Source organism: Bacillus sp. NPDC057893 (assembly GCF_042796455.1).
Taxonomy (GTDB): Bacteria; Bacillota; Bacilli; order Bacillales; family Bacillaceae_G; genus Bacillus_A.
The window spans coordinates 467,857-484,644 of record NZ_JBHVNG010000004.1 but is presented as its reverse complement, the minus strand read 5'-3'; the positions used below and the strand labels follow the sequence as shown (position 1 = coordinate 484,644).

Sequence of the window (16,788 nt, the reverse complement as noted above, 5' to 3'; positions counted from 1 at the left end):
AAAACGCAATTAAAGGGGTGTAAAGTGAGTTGACAAAAGTTAAGGTTAGTTTACGGCCCATCGTTCATAACATAAATTTACCAACTGTAATAAAAACAGCCATACTTCCAGGTGAATCGGCTGAAAGACTATTTATTGCAACCCAATTAGGAGAGGTTTTTTATATAGGAGACGGTGTAATAAAAACATTTTTAAATATTCGTCCGCGAATTATCAAATTAGGCACGTTTGAAGAAGGTGTTTCTAGTAGCGGTTATGATGAACGCGGATTGCTAGGACTAGCGTTTCATCCGCAATTTAATCATAATGGCTTATTTTATCTTCATTATTCAATGGCTGGGACTCAAGGACCAGGTGCACTTACAGAACAATTTAAACCGAATCCTTGTGACCCGAAAACTTTAAACTTAAAGTGGATAAATAGAGATACTCAATATGATCATATTGATACAATTGAAGAATGGACTTTACAATCAAACGGTCAACCTCAAAAACGAAGAACGTTACTTAACATAAAACGGCCATTTTTTAATCATAACGGAGTCAATAGTTTAAACTTTTCACCAGAGACTGGAAAACTTGTTTTTACAAATGGAGATGGTGGATCGGGTTATGATCCATTTAATTTAAGCCAGGATGATTTAGAAATAGCGGGTAAAATAATTGAAATTGATGTAAGTAAAAATACATTCATAAATAACCCTCCAGTAGTTACGCGCTTCAATGAGTTTCCTTTATCTATACAAGAAACACTTACGGTAATTGCGAAAGGGGTTCGTAATATAACAGGTATTTCATTCCAAAGGTTTTATAATCAATATATCAAATACGCTGGAAATGTCGGGCAGGATATTGCAGAGTCTATTTTTTCGTTTGTTCATTATCAACCCATACCGGTTACCGAACTTGTTCAAACGTATTTAATGAGATCCACTCCCAATCAAGATGGATTTATTAATTTTGGTTGGCGAGGATGGGAAGGAGAATTACCTACGTCTTTTATAAGGCACTGTTCTGAGAATCCTACTTTGGATGAGAGAACAATGGCCTATTATAATGAAACAATTCAAACGTCAGCGAGACGTATTCAACCTCTAATTAGTTATTTTCATAAAGATTCCAGACCGGATAAGTTTGGAGGAACTTCACTTACAGGAGTTCAGCCTTATATGGGAACTGCAATTCAAAATTTAACCGGTAGCGTCGTGTTTACTGATCTTGCTAAGAAAGAAGAATTTCAATCTCCAGTAAAGGGAGTGTTAGCTTTTACTAGAGCAGCTCTAGACGGGAAACGTAATGATTTTCATGTTATTGAAACCAATTATGATTTTGGTGCTCAAGCAGCTTATTATATGAGCTTGGGAACAAACGGAGATCAAACTAGATTATATTTAGGGGTTTATGGATCTATGAAAGTAACGGATTTTAACAAAGGTACTATTTTTGAAATTGTTCCATGATACGGTATAAACTCTTAGTCTAAAAATATATGGAATTCATATTTTTTCAAACGCACGACTTAGCGCCTCTTAAAAAACCTTCTATGGATAAACATCTATTGTATAGTGATTCCTAACAAGCAGAAAGTAAAACATAACCAATAAGTATTTGAATAAAAATAGAACGTGGTGAATTAGGTCTCTTTAGGGGGGAATTTGATGAATCGCTTTAGATGCTATTGGTATCAATGGATGATAGAGCAGGATGCGAATTTTGTTCATAAAAGAAAGGTGACGCCTGCAAGTAGGTTAGTCATTACAGCATTACTCGGTTCACTTGCTGCTATTTTTCAATCTGCGGGGAACTTAATCCCTGGAATAGGGTTATTTATTAGTCCTTTCGCGACGCTACCGATTTTTCTAGCTATTTGTTATTCTATTCGTGAGGGAGTACTCTCTTATATTCTTACTATTTTCCTATTATTCATTATTGAGCCAAGTGAACTAATTGTCTTTCCCTTTACTACAGGATTATTAGGTATAGCGTTAGGTGTATCCTTTTTACAATTCAAGAGGAGAATTTGGGTGGTTTCCTTTTCAGCGATATGTTTACTTATTGGAATAATGATCGTTCTCGATGTCTTCCGTTTTCCAGTACTTGGTCCTACTATTCATACAACTGTGGATATAAAAATTATTTCATTAATATTTATATTAAGTTTTCTATACTGTTGGATCTATGCAGAGCTGTGCAAAATAATGATGAGTAGAGTATATAAAGTATGGTCTTAGCAAGTACATTACATCTTTTAGAATGAATACACTTTCTCATACTCATATATTTTCAAAGATTGGAGATTTAAGTCATGTATAACGTTGAAATTAGAAGGCCGAATTCGGATGATATTGATGAACTAAATTTGTTTTTTCGTATAGTTATTACAAATACTTTTAAAAACGAAGGGTTATCACAATTATTAGATGACATAGAAAGTGAAATTAACACGAAAAAGCAATATTTGAAAAATGATTTTGATAATAATGGAGAAAGTCGTTACTTTTTATTAGCAATAGATACAAGTAACGATAAAATCATTGGAACGATTGAAATCGGTCCAGCAAGTACATTGATTAATAGTTGTACAGACGGTGTACTTAAGGATTTGTATGAAATAGGAACTGTATTTATACTTCCGGAGTATCAAAGAATAGGTATAGGGAGTTTACTACTAAATACAATGTATCTTACATTACTTAGCAGAGGAATAACCGAATGCTGTTTAGATAGTGGATACAAAAAAGCACAAAGTATATGGACAAAAAAGTTTGGAAAACCTAGTTATATGCTGAAGGATTATTGGGGCGAATCAAACGATCATATGATTTGGAGAAAAAGTTTACATGATATACCTATAATATTTGAATTATAAAATGAAATATCTCTCTTAACATAGCTTTTCTTACATACTTATGCTATTATTTATCTTTATAATAAAAGAGGACGTGAATGAACTTGATTAAAATTAATATTCCTGAAGCTGATGTTTCAATTACTGAACGTAACCAAGTTATTAAAGGAGACGAGCCATTAATTACTCCAATTAACGGTTTTATCGATTTCCACTTGTTTCCTAGAGATAAAGGCGGCATTTTTATGTTTTACAATATTAATGACGAACTTCTTTTCGTAGGTAAAGCTCGTAAAATTAGACAACGTATTAAAAAGCATTTTGAAGATAATGTTTCACCAATCAAAAATAATCGTGATGAAGTATACCGTATCGATGCATGTATCGTAGAAGATCCAACAGAAAGAGAAATTTATGAAACTTACATCATTAATGAATACAAAGCGAAATATAACGTTGATAAAGTGTTTTATAAATAAGTAAAAAAAACAATCCTAGCACATATACTAGGATTGTTTTTTTGTGTTTCATTCTTCATTTCTTTCTCCTTTTTTAAAATGATTAGCAGCAATTAAACAGAAAAGCCCTATAAATAAAATTATAATTCCAAGCGTTTTATGTTTTCCTTCAAAAAAAGGAATATCTGAAATAACATTTGTCATACATAACCCTATAAACACAAGGATAGGTCCTGCCCACAGTAATACATTGCCGAATTTCGTATGTTGCCACATAGTAACCCTCCTTACTCCTTTTTACATATATATCCATGAAATAAAAGTAAATTCATAGAGAAAAATAGTTTTTTTCATATCGAAAATTGAACCTTCATATATTGGTACAAGCAAACGAGAAAGGGGACCATCATGAATTGGTTAGAAGCTTTTATATTAGGGATAATACAAGGTTTAACAGAGTTTTTACCGATTAGTAGTACAGGACATCTTTATTTAGGAAGGCATTTGTTTCAATTAGATGAAGCTGGATTGTTTTTAGATACGATGCTGCATATCGGGACTTTGCTTGCAGTGTTTATTTATTACAAAAAAGAATTTATATACTTAATTAAAAATCCATTTTCAAAACTAATGTTATTGCTTATTGTTGGGACGATACCTGCAGTTGTAATCGGATTGTTATTTAAAGACTTCTTTGAAGATATTTCAAAAACAGGTATTACGATTGGCTGGGAGTTTTTAGTGACAGGTTTCTTTCTCTACACGGCCGATAAACAAAAAAATGGTCGTAAAAAAATGGATGACATTACATATAAAGATGCATTTATTATCGGTTCATTTCAAGCGGCTGCTATTTTCCCAGCAATTTCTCGCTCTGGTATGACAATCGTCGCTGCTTTATGGAGAAAACTAGACCGTGAAACAGCAGCATATTTTTCGTTTTTATTATCTACGCCAGCAATAGTCGGAGCAATCATTTTGCAATTTGCAGATGTTTATCAAGGGAAAGCTGAATCTATTTCTAGTACATCTTTAATTGTCGGCACGTTATCAGCAGCGTTCTTTGGTTACATAGCAGTTTCATGGATGATTCAATATTTGAAACGTCATTCTTTAAAAGTATTCGCGTATTACGTATGGGGATTAGGTATTTTAATTTTAACGTTGCAATTTACTCATGTGTTTTAATTTAGTAATTCTTCGTTTAGATCCTGTTTCATTCATATAAGGCAGGATCTTTTTTCATTAAGGGGGAAAATATGTTTAATAAGGCTATCGTTATTGGCGGAAGTATAGCAGGAAAACTCACAGCAAAAGCATTATCAACTTCTTTTAAAGAAGTAATCATTTTAGAAGCCGGTGAAAAATGGGATGGAGAAGCTTCGAGAAAAAGAGTTCCACAAAGTAATCATCCTCATGTGTTATTAAAAGGCGGAGAAAAGGCAATTGAGGAATTGTTCCCTACTATTACTAACGAATTAATAGAAGCAGGCAGCATCGTAAATAACTTTACTCGTGATTTAAAATGGCATCAATTTGGTTTATGGAAACAGTCATTCACAGGAGAAGTGCATATGATTCAGCAAAGTCGTCCTATGCTAGAATCACATATTCAAAAACGAATTGAACAAATTTCAAATATTACTACGAAGTATGAAATGTTAGTTGAAAGATTACTAATAGATGAAAACCGTAACAAAGTGTGTGGAGTAAAAGTTAAATGTTTAGATATAGGTGTACACGAAGAAGTTCATGCAGATATTGTTGTTGATGCGAGTGGGTTTGGTTCAAAAAGTATAGAGTGGTTACGAGAATACAATATTGAAGTGCAAGAAGAAAAAGTGCGTATTGATTTATTTTATGCAACTAGATTGTTTAAACTCAAAGAAAATGAGAAGTTAGACTGCTGTAATATACTTATGTCTCCAAGTTTTCCTGAGAATCCTTATGGTGTTCTAATTCAAACGATTGAAGATGATCGTTATTTTGTTACTTTCAGTGGATATGCAAATGAGAAGGCACCACAAACAGATGATGAGTTTTATAATTTTGCTGAAAACCTTTCAATCCGTCATGTAATAGATTTCCTAAATAGAGCTGAGGCAATTACTGATATTAAAACATACAAAATTCCTTTTCAAGTACGCAGACGATTCGATCTCGTTACAAATATGCCAGAAGGGTTATTAATAGTTGGAGATGCACATTGTCGTTTTGATCCGGTTTTCGGTCAAGGCGTTTCAGTTGCAGCTATGGAAGCTCACCAGTTGCAACAACTTCTACAAGGGAGAAAAAAGCTCGATAAAACATTTACACAACAATTTTATAAGAAAGCCGCAAACATAATACAAACCCCTTGGGAAATGACAACTACGGAAATATCACGTCACCCTCAGCTAAAGAGAGAATTAACTATGAAACAAAATTTTCAGCTTTGGTATACGAAACAAATATATCGACTTTCTGCAAGTGATTCTGATGTGTATATTCGATTAGTGCGAGTGATGAATTTAATTCGTAGCCCATTTCATCTATTTCATCCGAAAGTGGTACTTGCTGTATTACTTAATCGAAAGAAATAGCAGGAAAATAATCGATTAAAAAAGAATGTATAACAGTTAGTAAATCAAGAAGGAGAATACGGGATGGAAATATACATAGAGCAACTAAAGAAACAAGATGCTGAGGATTTATTTACGTTTGAACTTACGAATAAATCTTTTTTTGAAACAATGGTACCAAATCGTGGTTCGAAATATTTCGATTTTGAATATTTCCAAAAACTACTAGACGATTTATTAATAGAACAGGCAGATGGAAATTCTTATTTTTATTTAATTCGTAATGAAGAAAACGAAATTGTAGGTCGAATAAACTTAGTAGATATAGATACCGAAACTCGAATCAGTTCGTTAGGTTATAGAGTCGGAGAAAAATTCACTAAAAAAGGAGTTGCAACAGCAGCTGTAAAATTAATTTTAAACGTAGCGAAAAATAATGAAATTAATGAGGTTCATGCTAAAACAACGACTAATAATCTCGCATCACAAATTGTACTAGAAAAAAGCGGATTTTCTTTTAATAATGAAGCAGATACAACTTCTGTAGAATTAAACGGAGAACGTGTAAATTTTGTACAGTATATTTGCAGAACTACTTCGTTTTCAAAATAATAGGGGGGCATATTCATGAACAATGATTTACGTTATCCAATAGGCCAATTTACTTATGTAGGCACTATTACAGAAGAAATAATTGATAAATGGATTCAAGAAATTGAGGATTTACCTAATGAATTAGCAAGAGCGATAAAAGATTTAGATCAGAAGCAGTTAGATACACCGTATCGCGTTGGTGGATGGACTGTTCGCCAAGTTGTTCATCATGTTGTTGATAGTCATATGAATAGCTACATACGCTTTAAATTAGCACTGACAGAAAAGAATCCAACTATTAAACCGTACAAAGAAGAAAAATGGGCAGAGCTACCTGACTCAAAATTACCAGTAGATGTTTCACTTGTAATGCTAGATTCATTACATAAAAGATGGGTTAACTTATTATATTCTTTAGAACCAGCAGATTTAGAAAAGACATTTAATCATCCTGAATCAGGTGAAACAAAACTTGCTGCTGCAATTGGACTATATGCATGGCACGGTCATCATCATACAGCTCATATTACTTCTTTAAGAGAGCGTTTAAATTGGTAACATTAGAGAGGGCGACAGAAATTGATGCAGAGATTATATTTCAAATGCAAGTAGAATCATTTAGTTCATTATTAGAAAAGTATAAGGACTATGAAACAAGTCCGGCAAATGAACTTATTGAAAGAACGATTTCAAGAATAAATAACCTGGACGGTGGATTTTATAAAATTTTTGTAAATACGAATCTTGTCGGAGCGATATGTATATCACGTAAAGAAGAGGCATCTAAATTTTGGATAAGCCCGATGTTTATTATTCCAGACTATCAAGGGAACGGAATTGCTCAAAAAGTATTAATTTTAATCGAGGAGATGTTTCCAAAAATAACGACTTGGGAGCTTGCTACAATTTTAGAGGAAGAACGAAATTGTTTTCTATACGAAAAGATGGGATATAGAAAAGCGGAATTTAAAAAGAAATTAAATGATAAAGCAACTTTAATTTATTATAAAAAAGAAAGGTAAAGCACATTTTAAATGCTTTACCTTTTTGTTCCGCTTTAGATTAAATATACAATTTTAATGTATATTCTTCCAAAATATTCGGGTTAGTAATTCCGGATTCGAATAAATATACAAAAATGAACTATTTTGTCGTATATGTCACTAACGCTTTTTGAATGCTTAAAATACTATCATCACCTTTAAATTCCTTCGCAATTGGATCGTCCATACTAGACACCCAAATTTTAAGTTCCGCATCTAAATCAAAATGCCCAGCTGTTTCAATACTAAATTGTGTAATACTTTTATAAGGGATAGAATGGTATTCTGTTTTTTTACCAGTTACTCCTTGTTTATCTACTAAAATAAGACGACGATTCGTAAATACGATTAAATCACGAATTAATTTATAAGCATGCTCAACTTTCTCATCATCAAGCATAATCTTTTCTAAATCATGTTCTACGCTTTCTGTACTCGCACTTGATGCATTTCCTAAAATACCACTAAATAAACCCATATGAAATTCCTCCTTTATAATATGTGGAATGAGTTTCTTATATTGTACCATGCTATGCCTAAATACATTATGACATTGCATCTGTAGTTTTTTTGCTTATTGCAATTATTTTATATAACCTCATCCTAAAATCTTGTGCTAACATGTAAGTAAGAAAACAGAAGCAGAGGGATTGAGCATGAAGAATATCGGTTTAGTATTAGAAGGCGGCGGAATGAAAGGTTTATATACTGCAGGAGTACTCGAATATTTTATGGAAAGGGACTTATTTTTTCCGTATGTAGTCGGTGTATCCGCTGGAGCGTGTATGGGAGCAACCTATTTGTCACGTCAAAAAGGGAGAAATAAGAAAGTAAATACAGAGCTAGTATCAGATCACAGGTATATATCTTATCGAAACTTAATTCGAAAACGTGAATTATTTGGGATGGACTTTTTATTTGATGAAGTACCTAATAAAATTGTCCCATTTGATTTTCAAACTTTCTTAAACTCAAGTGAACAGTTTGTCATAGGAACGACTGATTGCGAATCAGGACAGGCTGTTTATTATAATAAAACAGATCATGGAAATGATATTTTAAAAATCATTCGTGCATCAAGCTCTGTGCCGTTTATAGCACCTGCTGTAGAATATGATAATCGAAAATTGTTAGATGGAGGGATTATAGATCCTATTCCAGTTTTTAAAGCACAACATGATGGTTATCAAAAGAACGTTGTTATTATGACAAAGCCAGAAGGATACGAGAAGCAGCGGAATAAATTTTCTGGACTAGCTAAATTCTTGTATAGAAACTATCCGAAAATCGCAGAACATTTAGTAGACCATTATCGTTTTTATAATGAAACTATATCTTATATGAATCAAAAAGAACAAAAAGATAATTTTTATGTAATTCAACCAAGTGCACAGCTTCCAACAAGCGGAATAGAAAGAAATAAGGAAAAGCTCGTTAATCTATATAATCTTGGGTATAACGATGCTCAATATCATTTTGAAAACTTATTAAATTGGATAGAGAAATAAAGGGGTGAAAAGGTGAAGTTAGGAAAACAAGTTATTTTTAAGGAATTGCAGAAAATGCATAGTCCACTGCATAAACCGTTTCCTTATCGTGCTACAGGAAAATTACAGCGAGCTACAGGAAAATTACAGCGAGATTTAAAAAGTAAATTTACCGAAGACGACTATATAAACGCTGATTTTAATCATTATTGGATGCATACAGCAGCAACTTTAAATTCTGTACTAAATGAAAACGAAGAGAATATTACGTTTCAACAAATAAAGTGGCTGAGAAAATCGTTTTTCGAATGGTTTCCACAATATCGTTTTCTAGAAACAGAAATTGTGAAGTATCCCATTTTGTATAGAGATTTCATGAGTTATGAGAAGGTCCGGAAACTATTACTTTACTATCTTAAACGCACAGGTTAAATAGCTTGTGCGTTTTTTTAGTTCATAAAATATACAATATTATCAACTTGTTTATATAGGAATTCTAATTATAAGAAAGAAGTACATATAGGCAGGTTAGTTAACTTTTGTTCAACAATTGTGTCGGATTCTTGAGAATTATTTTCAAATTTTGTTAGTTATTTATGTTAAGATATCCGAGTGAAATCAGGTTCTTATCGATGTTATAAAGTATCAAGCAAAATAATTCAGAATCGAAGAAAGGACAGTACTAACATGGAAAATGTATCAAATGTAGATAAATTGGAATCACTAAAATCTTTACAATCAACAATCAATAAACTAGAAAATGCTTTGTCACAGATGACTCAAAAAGGCGCAAATACTACTTTAGTAAAGAAACGACTGAAAGCTGTTTGCATCGGCTTAGCAATGCTAGAAAACGTTTGGAATCAAGGAACCCATCATTATACTCAGGAAGATTTAGCAGAAGCTCGCAATCTCCTTACTGGTTTGCTCCCGTCAATTGAGAGGGCGTATGATAAGTCAAAGGCTGGTAGTCCTCAAAGAACGCTTTTAGAAAGAAGAATAAAAGCGTTGGAACAAGCTATTCAAGCAATTGATAATTTTTCTAATAAATAACTGACCTAAAAGGATGCGTTAGTTCAATAAGAATTAAACAACTTTAAAGAGCCTTATTACAAATAAAATGTAGCAAGGCTCTAATTACAGCAAGTTTATAGTTCACTTTTAAATAATACACGTAAGGTTCATCTTTACACGCCTCATAATTATCCTCACACTTACACCTTCAAGGACTTCTCATTGTATTTGATGGAATAAAAACCTTTCTATCACAAGAACACTCAATTATTTAATTAATAAAAACAAAATTCCACCTTGCATTGTCGTTGCTGTAGATCACATTGGTCGGTTAGAGGAGCTAACTAACGATAGAACGAATACATTGTTAACGGATGAATTACTTTCGTGGATTCAAAATAAGTTTCTAATTGCATTTGTAAATCCAAATGCTAATCATGTTCATTTTTATATAGCAGCAGGGGAAATTGAAACTAAACCTCTTTTAACGGCGAATAGACGCCTGTATAAAGCTTTAAAAGAAAAAGGATATAAAACACTTGTGAAGACTTTAAAGGCGGTCATGATAGGATTTAACGGTGTAAAAAGCTACCTGATGGATTGAGGACATTGAAATATTCAAAAACAACACTATAAAATGAAAAGAGGAATGAATCTATGAATCAAGATGAACTAGATAAAAAGCTAAAAAAACAAGAAATTTTAGTGAAAGATGAGAAAGTTTGGTCATTCACGTATGAGGATCATATTAGTTCTATTGTTAAACAGGCAGAAAAGAAAGGAGCTTTTAATGATTTACCTGGTAAAGGGAAACCTCTTAATCTTGATAAAGACCTTTCGTACAATCCTGAAAAGCAACTGTATAGAACTTTGGCAAATAATCATGTTTTACCTAGGTGGATTGAGCTTTCAAAAGAAATTGACGATTTAAAAGAAAGACTAAAAGAAAATACAAATACAGCAGAAGCAGCGGATTTAATTCGAACTATAAATAAAAAAGTTATAGAACATAATTTACTTTGTCCGCCAAGTGCGCAAAAAATGAGGGTGAAAACGGATTTTTAACATTTTTCAATTAAGCTATCTCTTGCTATATAATTAAGTTAGGTATTTTCAATTCATTACTAAAGGGAGGGAAAAGTTGTGAAAAATACGTATCAACTTCAAATTCCGAAAGAACTAGAACAGTATCGTAGTATTTTAGAAGAAAGTGTGAAACCGTACATTAAAGTGTCTGGAACGCAAGCAGAGACAACCCTTTTTGAAAGTAAGTTTGGTGGCTATCCGTATGTACCTATAAATCAAGAGTATCCTAAAGACTCTAATGGCCAACCTATGATGTTACTTGCGCAGTTAAAGCTTGAAGAAATTCCGCATATTGAATATATGCCTCAAAAGGGCATGTTACAATTTTTCGTAAGTGCTGATGATGAGCTTTTTGGAGCAGATTTTGATCATCCAACAAGCCAAAAAGACTTTCGAATTATTTATCATTCTACAATTACAGAAGATTTAACTAAGGTTATTACTGATTTTAGTTACTTAAATACATTAGAATTAGAGGATTTTATCATACCCGAAGCAGCGAAACTAAAGTTTGAATTGGATTATCAACCGGTAACATCAAGAGATTATCGATTCGAAAAGATTTTTAACGATAACATTGATTGGGAAGAAATTGTTGATAAAGAAAACAATACAGAATTAGGCGAACTGTATGATGATTTATGCGAAGATCAAGGACATAAAATTGGTGGTTATCCATTTTTCACACAGACAGATCCAAGAGAATGGGAAGAAAAATACCAACAACACGATATATTATTGTTGCAAATTGATACAGACGATTCATTAAATATTATGTGGGGAGATTCTGGTGTTGCTAATTTCTTTATATGCAAGGAAGATTTATTGAACCTAGATTTTTCCAATATTATTTACAATTGGGATTGCTACTAAAAAGAGATAAATGGATTACCAGCTAGCTAAAAAATCTTCCTGAAGGTGAGGAGGATTTTTTTAGTATAAAAATAAACGTTATGTTAACTAGAATGAAAAACGATGCGTACAATAAAAGTCAAGTGTAAATAAAAGAAATAACAACAAGAATATAAAATTATAAAATGTATGTAATTAGTAATAAATCTATACAGTAAAACATAAAATGAAATTTAGATTTTGTATAGAAAAATTATTTCGTATAAAAATTTTTTACTGATCAAAAATAATTTTGAGTTGTTAAATGATAAGTCGATAATCGATTGAAATATGCTGTGATTAATTTATACAAAAATAAACGATAAAAACTGTAGAAATTCATTTAGATAAGATTTTGTGTAAATCTCAATAAAAATATCCTTTCCGTCTCATTAAGTATAGTTTACTTGGTTTTTGATACAGGTAAACACTTATTCTATACAACTTTGTATAATATATATTATGTTAACTAGAAAAAAGTAATAAACTTACCATATGTTAATTCAAGTTATTGCACTTCCCTTTTCTTTGTTCATGATTGGTTGTGTGTTATATGAATTGATAAAGCTTAATAGCTCGGATAAGTTGCTCTAATATATTTTTGTTGTTTATTTTCATAAATAATACCGCAAACAAATTTTAGTTAAGATAAAAAAGCAATTTGTTTAATCGTTAACTTTAAACAAATTGCTTCGATATTAATTTAATTGATAATAAGTTTTTAAATTAGTTTGCTACAGCAATTGCTTCGATTTCAATTAATAAGTTATCGTTAATTAACTTTCTAACTTCTACAGCTGAACTTGCTGGTGGATTCTTAGTATCAATGTATTGATCTCGAACATCTCTAACAATGGCCATTTGAGAAATATCTGTTAAGAAAAATGTTAATTTTACTACATCATTAAATTTTAATTCCGAAGTTTCTAATGCGCTTTTAATATTTTCGAATACTTGTCGCGTTTGTGTAGCTAAATCATCAATGCCAACTATTTGACCATCAGTATTGATCGCTACTTGTCCAGATATGTAAATTGTTCGTTTAGCGTTACTAACTTCAACTACATGTGAGTATCCAAAAGTTGCTGGCATTGTTTCTGGATTGATAAATTTCTTTTGCGTGGCTCTTCTCTCCTTTTAATATCTTGTTTTCTTTATATTAGGTTTTGATTTCGGATTATCCTCTATTTACTAATTATCCTCTATTTACTAATTATTGTCTATACATCATTCAGCTGCTACATATGCAAAAGTATATTAGTCACTTTAATTTAAAGTTTTTAATAGATTATGTACGTTTGATTTTTTTGAGCGCTTGTTATAATTACGCCTTTTTGTATTAATTCTTCAGTTACTTTTGTATAGAAAAAGTGATACCACCAAATAAAAAATTCTTCGTAAGTTATTTCTTTTGAGTATCTGCTGCTTGCAAAGTATTCTTTTAAAGGCTTTTCATTTTCTTTACATAATAAAATCAAATCTTCACTGATCGTGTTCGCGATTTCGTTAAGTATAGATAAATCTACGGCTGTAAACACTGGGATAACAGGTTGTGAATTTTTATATAAGCCTAATTTTTCGTATAATACATTTGAATTTAAGTCTACTTGTCTATCTACTGCTACAAAATTTTCAACTAATTGCTTTTTCGTATAATTAATATCGATAATAGCATCGTGAAAATATTCTTCAAACGTTTCTTTATTCGCAGTTATTAAATTCAAATTTGTATATCGAGTGTTTCCATAAAGACCAATTTGATATTCCCCTAAATCCAAATACGTATTACCATACATTCCAAAGGACTCTTTGTCTGTTTGTTCTTGTTCTAGAATCGCATAATAATATCTTTTATTGTTTCTCAAAGGCCGTTCTGTTTCTAAATAGTTTTCTTCAATGTTAATTATTTGTCCAAAATCTAATAACACACCACTATATAGTAAAAGACTATACGATTCTTTAGATAAATGATTAAATGTCTCGATTCTTTTAGACATAGCATCAATTTGATTAGAATACTTTTCAATTATGTTAAGTGCAGTTTTAATTAGAGGCTCACATAGGTTATACAGTTTTTCTCCTTCATTAGCTGTTATAACCATACATGTTGGATAGTAACTCCCTTCTGTCTTATTCAATAAACCTTCTAGTTCTAATGCGTGCATTTGTTTTTCGAATTCCTCGTTAGTCCAATTTAGCTTCGTTTTTATAGTATTTGATTCTATGCCCAGATGGAGCATTACAAGCAAATGTTGAAGATTTGTTCCACTTATTTTTATAGATGGAGAGTTGTCTCCAGATGAAATCATTTTAGTCTCATAATCTGTTTGTAGTATTTTCTCTGGAGTATTATTATTAACAAGCATCATTGAATCCCTCCTTTTTAATTAAGTCAATTGTAAAATCTATGTATTAATTATGTTCTATAAATAAAAATAAGTATCCTCTAATAAGCTCAAATTAAAAACCTTAGTACAGTTATACTAAGGTTTTTATAATGAATTATTGGTATATGTTAAATTGATTATCATTTGTTAACCAACTTTTAAATGTCAATTCGCTATAATCTTCTTTTATGTCATACTTTCTCTTCCAACTACCTATAGCTCGCCTTGGAACGTTATTGTCTGTTAAAACCATGCGGATATACCTAGCGGACACATTAGCAAGCATAGTGATCTCTGAGGTTCTCTTCCCTTCTGTATAAAGCTGAATCATTTCAAATCTTGATAGTTTACATTTTGACTTCTTTTTATTTCCTTCATGCATGTAAAGACTCTCCTTCCATTGAATAATTAGATGAATATCTGCTTCTTAAACATATGATGAAACGTACGTTTTTTGTGATTTTCGAGAAGGGATTTACTTGATTAAAACAATCTACAATTACATAATATTAGTTTTAGCTGCTGCTAAATGAATTTCATTTTATATATATAAATAATGAATTTGACGAATTTATGAAATGTACTGCATTAAAGATGAAAGGTAAAACGATATAGTTTACACTACAAATAGCTACAATAACAACATACGTATATTGTTAAACGTAAAAAGGAGAACTAATGAAAAAGAAATATACAAATCAAATCCATACTGATGTAAGTTTTAAACCGAAAGATATTATAGGTTTAATGACTGATTACTTTAAAATGAAAACAAAGCTGCGTCCTATAAAGAATTTACCTATTGTTTTATCGAATAAAGATAATGAGTCTTTAGAGAGTGTGACGTGGTTTGGGCACTCTGCTTCTCTTTTGAAAATAGAAGGTAAAAAGCTGTTGTTAGACCCTATGTTTGGAGATGCCTCTTCCCCATTTCCTGTGTTTAATAGTAAGCGGTATAGTGGTGCTTTTTCTTTAGAACATGATGAACTTCAAGAAATTGATGCGATTATCATTTCTCATAATCACTATGACCATTTAAATTACAAGAGTATTATGCAGTTAAAAGATCGCGCAAAGCACTTTTATGTTCCAGCGGGAGTTGCGCAATATCTTATTAAATGGGGTATTTCACCTAGTAAAATTAGTGAGCATAATTGGTGGGATGAAATTACGTTTGATAATATTAAGTTAGTTTGTGCACCTGCAAGGCATTTCTCTGGACGAAGTATGACAGATAGAGATTGTTCGTTATGGTGTTCATGGCTTATTCTTGGTCAAGAAACTAAAGTCTTCTTTAGTGGTGATAGCGGTTATGCTTCTCACTTTAAGGAAATTGGTGAGAAATATGGTCCATTCGATCTTACTTTAATGGAATGCGGGCAGTACGATACGAGATGGTCTGCTATTCATATGTTGCCAGAAGAAACAGTACAAGCTCATATTGACGTTAAAGGAGAATTGCTTGTTCCTATTCATTGGGGTGCTTTTACGTTAGCATTACATGATTGGAGTGATCCAATCGAGCGAGTTACAAAAGAAGCAAATCGTTTAGGAGTTAATATTGCAACGCCACAAATTGGTGAAGCTATTACGTTAAAATCTAGAGAATATCCTACGTCAGCTTGGTGGCGAGAAGTATAATTATAATAAAAAGCGAACCGATTTAATATTGATGGTTCGCTTTTTATTATAATTATGACTCATCTATTAATATTCTTTGTTTTATCTACTGGAATTGCATTTGCATTTTTTTCTTTTTTCATGAGCCCTCCTTCTATTACATATTAATCGCCCTCACGTTAAATTTTATCTTTAGTTACATTTCGATTACACTAATTATTTTCTGTTCATGCTTGCACTGCTTTATGTATTGAATCTATTGGGCTGGTCTGCTTAGCTAATTCTTTATTCTCATATTCTACTAATTTATGATTTGATAAAACGCAAGAGTGCTCTAATATTAATTCATTATAAAGTACTTCAGTTAAAAATTTAGGTATCATCTCTCCTACGCCGTAATTATAGTCACTTAGAATCCAAGATACCTCTTTCCAATCTAGAATTCCTTCTGAGACTTTTTTTGGAGTGTGATATGTAAATTCATTAAGTAGCTCTACTAAATAGACATACATGCCACCAGAATATGAGGAATCCTCCCATTTAATAATACCTTTAATATGAGGAATCCTCCCATTTAATAATACCTTTAAATTGAATTTGATTTTGTTCAACATCTATATTTGTTTCTTCTTTTATTTCACGAATTGCATTTTCTAAAGGTGTTTCTCCTTTTTCTATCTTCCCTCCTACACCGTTCCATAATCCTTTTACAGGATCATATTCTCTATTTAGCATAAGTATTTCTTCATTTCTTTTTATAAAACATAAAGTGTGCTTGTACATAATTTAATTCCTTCCT

Annotated in this window: 20 protein-coding genes and 2 pseudogenes; 16 read left to right on the top strand and 6 right to left on the bottom strand. The window is 31.7% G+C overall.

All coding sequences use genetic code 11. From position 1 onward, the window contains the following. Window positions 1–29: 29 nt before the first annotated feature. From ACFVQC_RS21065 to ACFVQC_RS21050, 4 genes are all read left to right on the top strand, one after another. On the top strand, window positions 30–1,460 hold the full coding sequence (locus ACFVQC_RS21065; protein WP_377899150.1) for a PQQ-dependent sugar dehydrogenase: 1,431 nt from the start codon (window positions 30–32) through the stop codon (window positions 1,458–1,460). Between the two features lie 198 nt (window positions 1,461–1,658). Then, the gene (locus tag ACFVQC_RS21060) at window positions 1,659–2,231 is read left to right on the top strand and encodes a YybS family protein (RefSeq protein ID WP_377894645.1); all 573 of its coding nucleotides are present in this window, start codon (window positions 1,659–1,661) and stop codon (window positions 2,229–2,231) included. A 74-nt stretch (window positions 2,232–2,305) separates the two neighbouring features. Further along, window positions 2,306–2,869: a GNAT family N-acetyltransferase gene (locus ACFVQC_RS21055; protein WP_377899149.1), complete on the top strand. Its 564-nt coding sequence runs from the start codon at window positions 2,306–2,308 to the stop codon at window positions 2,867–2,869. Window positions 2,870–2,946: 77 nt separating this feature from the next. After that, window positions 2,947–3,327: a nucleotide excision repair endonuclease gene (locus ACFVQC_RS21050; RefSeq protein ID WP_002136542.1), complete on the top strand. Its 381-nt coding sequence runs from the start codon at window positions 2,947–2,949 to the stop codon at window positions 3,325–3,327. 48 nt (window positions 3,328–3,375) lie between these two features. Here ACFVQC_RS21050 and ACFVQC_RS21045 read toward each other — a convergent pair whose 3' ends face one another. Next, complete coding sequence (locus tag ACFVQC_RS21045; protein ID WP_002136543.1) at window positions 3,376–3,582, bottom strand: hypothetical protein; 207 nt, start codon at window positions 3,580–3,582, stop codon at window positions 3,376–3,378. A gap of 132 nt (window positions 3,583–3,714) precedes the next feature. Between ACFVQC_RS21045 and ACFVQC_RS21040 the strand changes: the two genes are divergently transcribed. From ACFVQC_RS21040 to ACFVQC_RS21020, 5 genes are all read left to right on the top strand, one after another. Then, a complete protein-coding gene (locus tag ACFVQC_RS21040; RefSeq protein WP_377894650.1) occupies window positions 3,715–4,494 on the top strand; it encodes an undecaprenyl-diphosphate phosphatase in 780 nt (259 codons plus the stop codon). 71 nt (window positions 4,495–4,565) lie between these two features. Beyond that, a complete protein-coding gene (locus tag ACFVQC_RS21035; protein ID WP_377894652.1) occupies window positions 4,566–5,888 on the top strand; it encodes an FAD-dependent monooxygenase in 1,323 nt (440 codons plus the stop codon). A gap of 63 nt (window positions 5,889–5,951) precedes the next feature. Then, a complete protein-coding gene (locus ACFVQC_RS21030) occupies window positions 5,952–6,479 on the top strand; it encodes a GNAT family N-acetyltransferase (protein ID WP_377894654.1) in 528 nt (175 codons plus the stop codon). Between the two features lie 15 nt (window positions 6,480–6,494). Then, the gene (locus tag ACFVQC_RS21025; RefSeq protein WP_377894656.1) at window positions 6,495–7,019 is read left to right on the top strand and encodes a YfiT family bacillithiol transferase; all 525 of its coding nucleotides are present in this window, start codon (window positions 6,495–6,497) and stop codon (window positions 7,017–7,019) included. Continuing rightward, complete coding sequence (locus tag ACFVQC_RS21020) at window positions 6,959–7,483, top strand: GNAT family N-acetyltransferase (RefSeq protein ID WP_377899148.1); 525 nt, start codon at window positions 6,959–6,961, stop codon at window positions 7,481–7,483. The genes ACFVQC_RS21025 and ACFVQC_RS21020 overlap by 61 nt, the downstream gene beginning before the upstream one ends. A 121-nt stretch (window positions 7,484–7,604) precedes the next feature. Here the strand turns inward: ACFVQC_RS21020 and ACFVQC_RS21015 are convergent, their stop codons facing one another. Further along, a complete protein-coding gene (locus tag ACFVQC_RS21015; protein WP_377894659.1) occupies window positions 7,605–7,982 on the bottom strand; it encodes a PH domain-containing protein in 378 nt (125 codons plus the stop codon). Window positions 7,983–8,160: 178 nt separating this feature from the next. On the opposite strand from ACFVQC_RS21015, the gene ACFVQC_RS21010 reads away from it, so the two are divergent. The 6 genes and pseudogenes from ACFVQC_RS21010 (at window position 8,161) to ACFVQC_RS20985 (ending at window position 11,964) form a co-directional block, all read left to right on the top strand. Next, window positions 8,161–9,012, top strand: coding sequence for a patatin-like phospholipase family protein (locus ACFVQC_RS21010; RefSeq protein ID WP_377894660.1), 852 nt, complete (start codon window positions 8,161–8,163; stop codon window positions 9,010–9,012). A 12-nt stretch (window positions 9,013–9,024) separates the two neighbouring features. Further along, window positions 9,025–9,423: a YxiJ-like family protein gene (locus ACFVQC_RS21005; RefSeq protein ID WP_377899147.1), complete on the top strand. Its 399-nt coding sequence runs from the start codon at window positions 9,025–9,027 to the stop codon at window positions 9,421–9,423. 255 nt (window positions 9,424–9,678) lie between these two features. Then, window positions 9,679–10,044: a hypothetical protein gene (locus ACFVQC_RS21000; protein WP_377899146.1), complete on the top strand. Its 366-nt coding sequence runs from the start codon at window positions 9,679–9,681 to the stop codon at window positions 10,042–10,044. 96 nt (window positions 10,045–10,140) lie between these two features. Continuing rightward, a pseudogene (locus ACFVQC_RS20995) lies at window positions 10,141–10,581 on the top strand (alpha/beta hydrolase); the annotation flags it as partial. A gap of 81 nt (window positions 10,582–10,662) precedes the next feature. Further along, complete coding sequence (locus ACFVQC_RS20990; protein ID WP_002161631.1) at window positions 10,663–11,070, top strand: DnaJ family domain-containing protein; 408 nt, start codon at window positions 10,663–10,665, stop codon at window positions 11,068–11,070. Window positions 11,071–11,148: 78 nt separating this feature from the next. Further along, a complete protein-coding gene (locus tag ACFVQC_RS20985) occupies window positions 11,149–11,964 on the top strand; it encodes a YwqG family protein (protein ID WP_377899145.1) in 816 nt (271 codons plus the stop codon). A gap of 744 nt (window positions 11,965–12,708) precedes the next feature. Here the strand turns inward: ACFVQC_RS20985 and ACFVQC_RS20980 are convergent. The 3 genes from ACFVQC_RS20980 to ACFVQC_RS20970 all read right to left on the bottom strand — a co-directional run bounded on the left by ACFVQC_RS20980 (window position 12,709) and on the right by ACFVQC_RS20970 (window position 14,751). Then, a complete protein-coding gene (locus ACFVQC_RS20980; protein ID WP_377899144.1) occupies window positions 12,709–13,074 on the bottom strand; it encodes a RidA family protein in 366 nt (121 codons plus the stop codon). Window positions 13,075–13,262: 188 nt separating this feature from the next. Beyond that, the gene (locus ACFVQC_RS20975; protein WP_377899178.1) at window positions 13,263–14,348 is read right to left on the bottom strand and encodes a hypothetical protein; all 1,086 of its coding nucleotides are present in this window, start codon (window positions 14,346–14,348) and stop codon (window positions 13,263–13,265) included. Window positions 14,349–14,484: 136 nt separating this feature from the next. Then, on the bottom strand, window positions 14,485–14,751 hold the full coding sequence (locus ACFVQC_RS20970; protein WP_377899143.1) for a hypothetical protein: 267 nt from the start codon (window positions 14,749–14,751) through the stop codon (window positions 14,485–14,487). 296 nt (window positions 14,752–15,047) lie between these two features. On the opposite strand from ACFVQC_RS20970, the gene ACFVQC_RS20965 reads away from it, so the two are divergent. Continuing rightward, the gene (locus tag ACFVQC_RS20965; RefSeq protein ID WP_377899141.1) at window positions 15,048–16,010 is read left to right on the top strand and encodes an MBL fold metallo-hydrolase; all 963 of its coding nucleotides are present in this window, start codon (window positions 15,048–15,050) and stop codon (window positions 16,008–16,010) included. Window positions 16,011–16,216: 206 nt separating this feature from the next. Here ACFVQC_RS20965 and ACFVQC_RS20960 read toward each other — a convergent pair. Next, window positions 16,217–16,772: pseudogene (locus tag ACFVQC_RS20960) on the bottom strand (NUDIX hydrolase). Window positions 16,773–16,788: the final 16 nt, after the last annotated feature.

Bases quoted from the DNA above. Each gene is read 5' to 3' on its own strand.
- ACFVQC_RS21060 (WP_377894645.1), top strand. From the start codon at position 1,659: ATGAATCGCTTTAGATGCTATTGGTATCAATGGATGATAGAGCAGGAT.
- ACFVQC_RS21055 (WP_377899149.1), top strand. From the start codon at position 2,306: ATGTATAACGTTGAAATTAGAAGGCCGAATTCGGATGATATTGATGAA.
- ACFVQC_RS21050 (WP_002136542.1), top strand. From the start codon at position 2,947: ATGAACTTGATTAAAATTAATATTCCTGAAGCTGATGTTTCAATTACT.
- ACFVQC_RS21045 (WP_002136543.1), bottom strand. From the start codon at position 3,582: ATGTGGCAACATACGAAATTCGGCAATGTATTACTGTGGGCAGGACCT.
- ACFVQC_RS21040 (WP_377894650.1), top strand. From the start codon at position 3,715: ATGAATTGGTTAGAAGCTTTTATATTAGGGATAATACAAGGTTTAACA.
- ACFVQC_RS21035 (WP_377894652.1), top strand. From the start codon at position 4,566: ATGTTTAATAAGGCTATCGTTATTGGCGGAAGTATAGCAGGAAAACTC.
- ACFVQC_RS21030 (WP_377894654.1), top strand. From the start codon at position 5,952: ATGGAAATATACATAGAGCAACTAAAGAAACAAGATGCTGAGGATTTA.
- ACFVQC_RS21025 (WP_377894656.1), top strand. From the start codon at position 6,495: ATGAACAATGATTTACGTTATCCAATAGGCCAATTTACTTATGTAGGC.
- ACFVQC_RS21020 (WP_377899148.1), top strand. From the start codon at position 6,959: ATGGCACGGTCATCATCATACAGCTCATATTACTTCTTTAAGAGAGCG.
- ACFVQC_RS21015 (WP_377894659.1), bottom strand. From the start codon at position 7,982: ATGGGTTTATTTAGTGGTATTTTAGGAAATGCATCAAGTGCGAGTACA.
- ACFVQC_RS21010 (WP_377894660.1), top strand. From the start codon at position 8,161: ATGAAGAATATCGGTTTAGTATTAGAAGGCGGCGGAATGAAAGGTTTA.
- ACFVQC_RS21000 (WP_377899146.1), top strand. From the start codon at position 9,679: ATGGAAAATGTATCAAATGTAGATAAATTGGAATCACTAAAATCTTTA.
- ACFVQC_RS20990 (WP_002161631.1), top strand. From the start codon at position 10,663: ATGAATCAAGATGAACTAGATAAAAAGCTAAAAAAACAAGAAATTTTA.
- ACFVQC_RS20980 (WP_377899144.1), bottom strand. From the start codon at position 13,074: ATGCCAGCAACTTTTGGATACTCACATGTAGTTGAAGTTAGTAACGCT.
- ACFVQC_RS20975 (WP_377899178.1), bottom strand. From the start codon at position 14,348: ATGCTTGTTAATAATAATACTCCAGAGAAAATACTACAAACAGATTAT.
- ACFVQC_RS20970 (WP_377899143.1), bottom strand. From the start codon at position 14,751: ATGCATGAAGGAAATAAAAAGAAGTCAAAATGTAAACTATCAAGATTT.
- ACFVQC_RS20965 (WP_377899141.1), top strand. From the start codon at position 15,048: ATGAAAAAGAAATATACAAATCAAATCCATACTGATGTAAGTTTTAAA.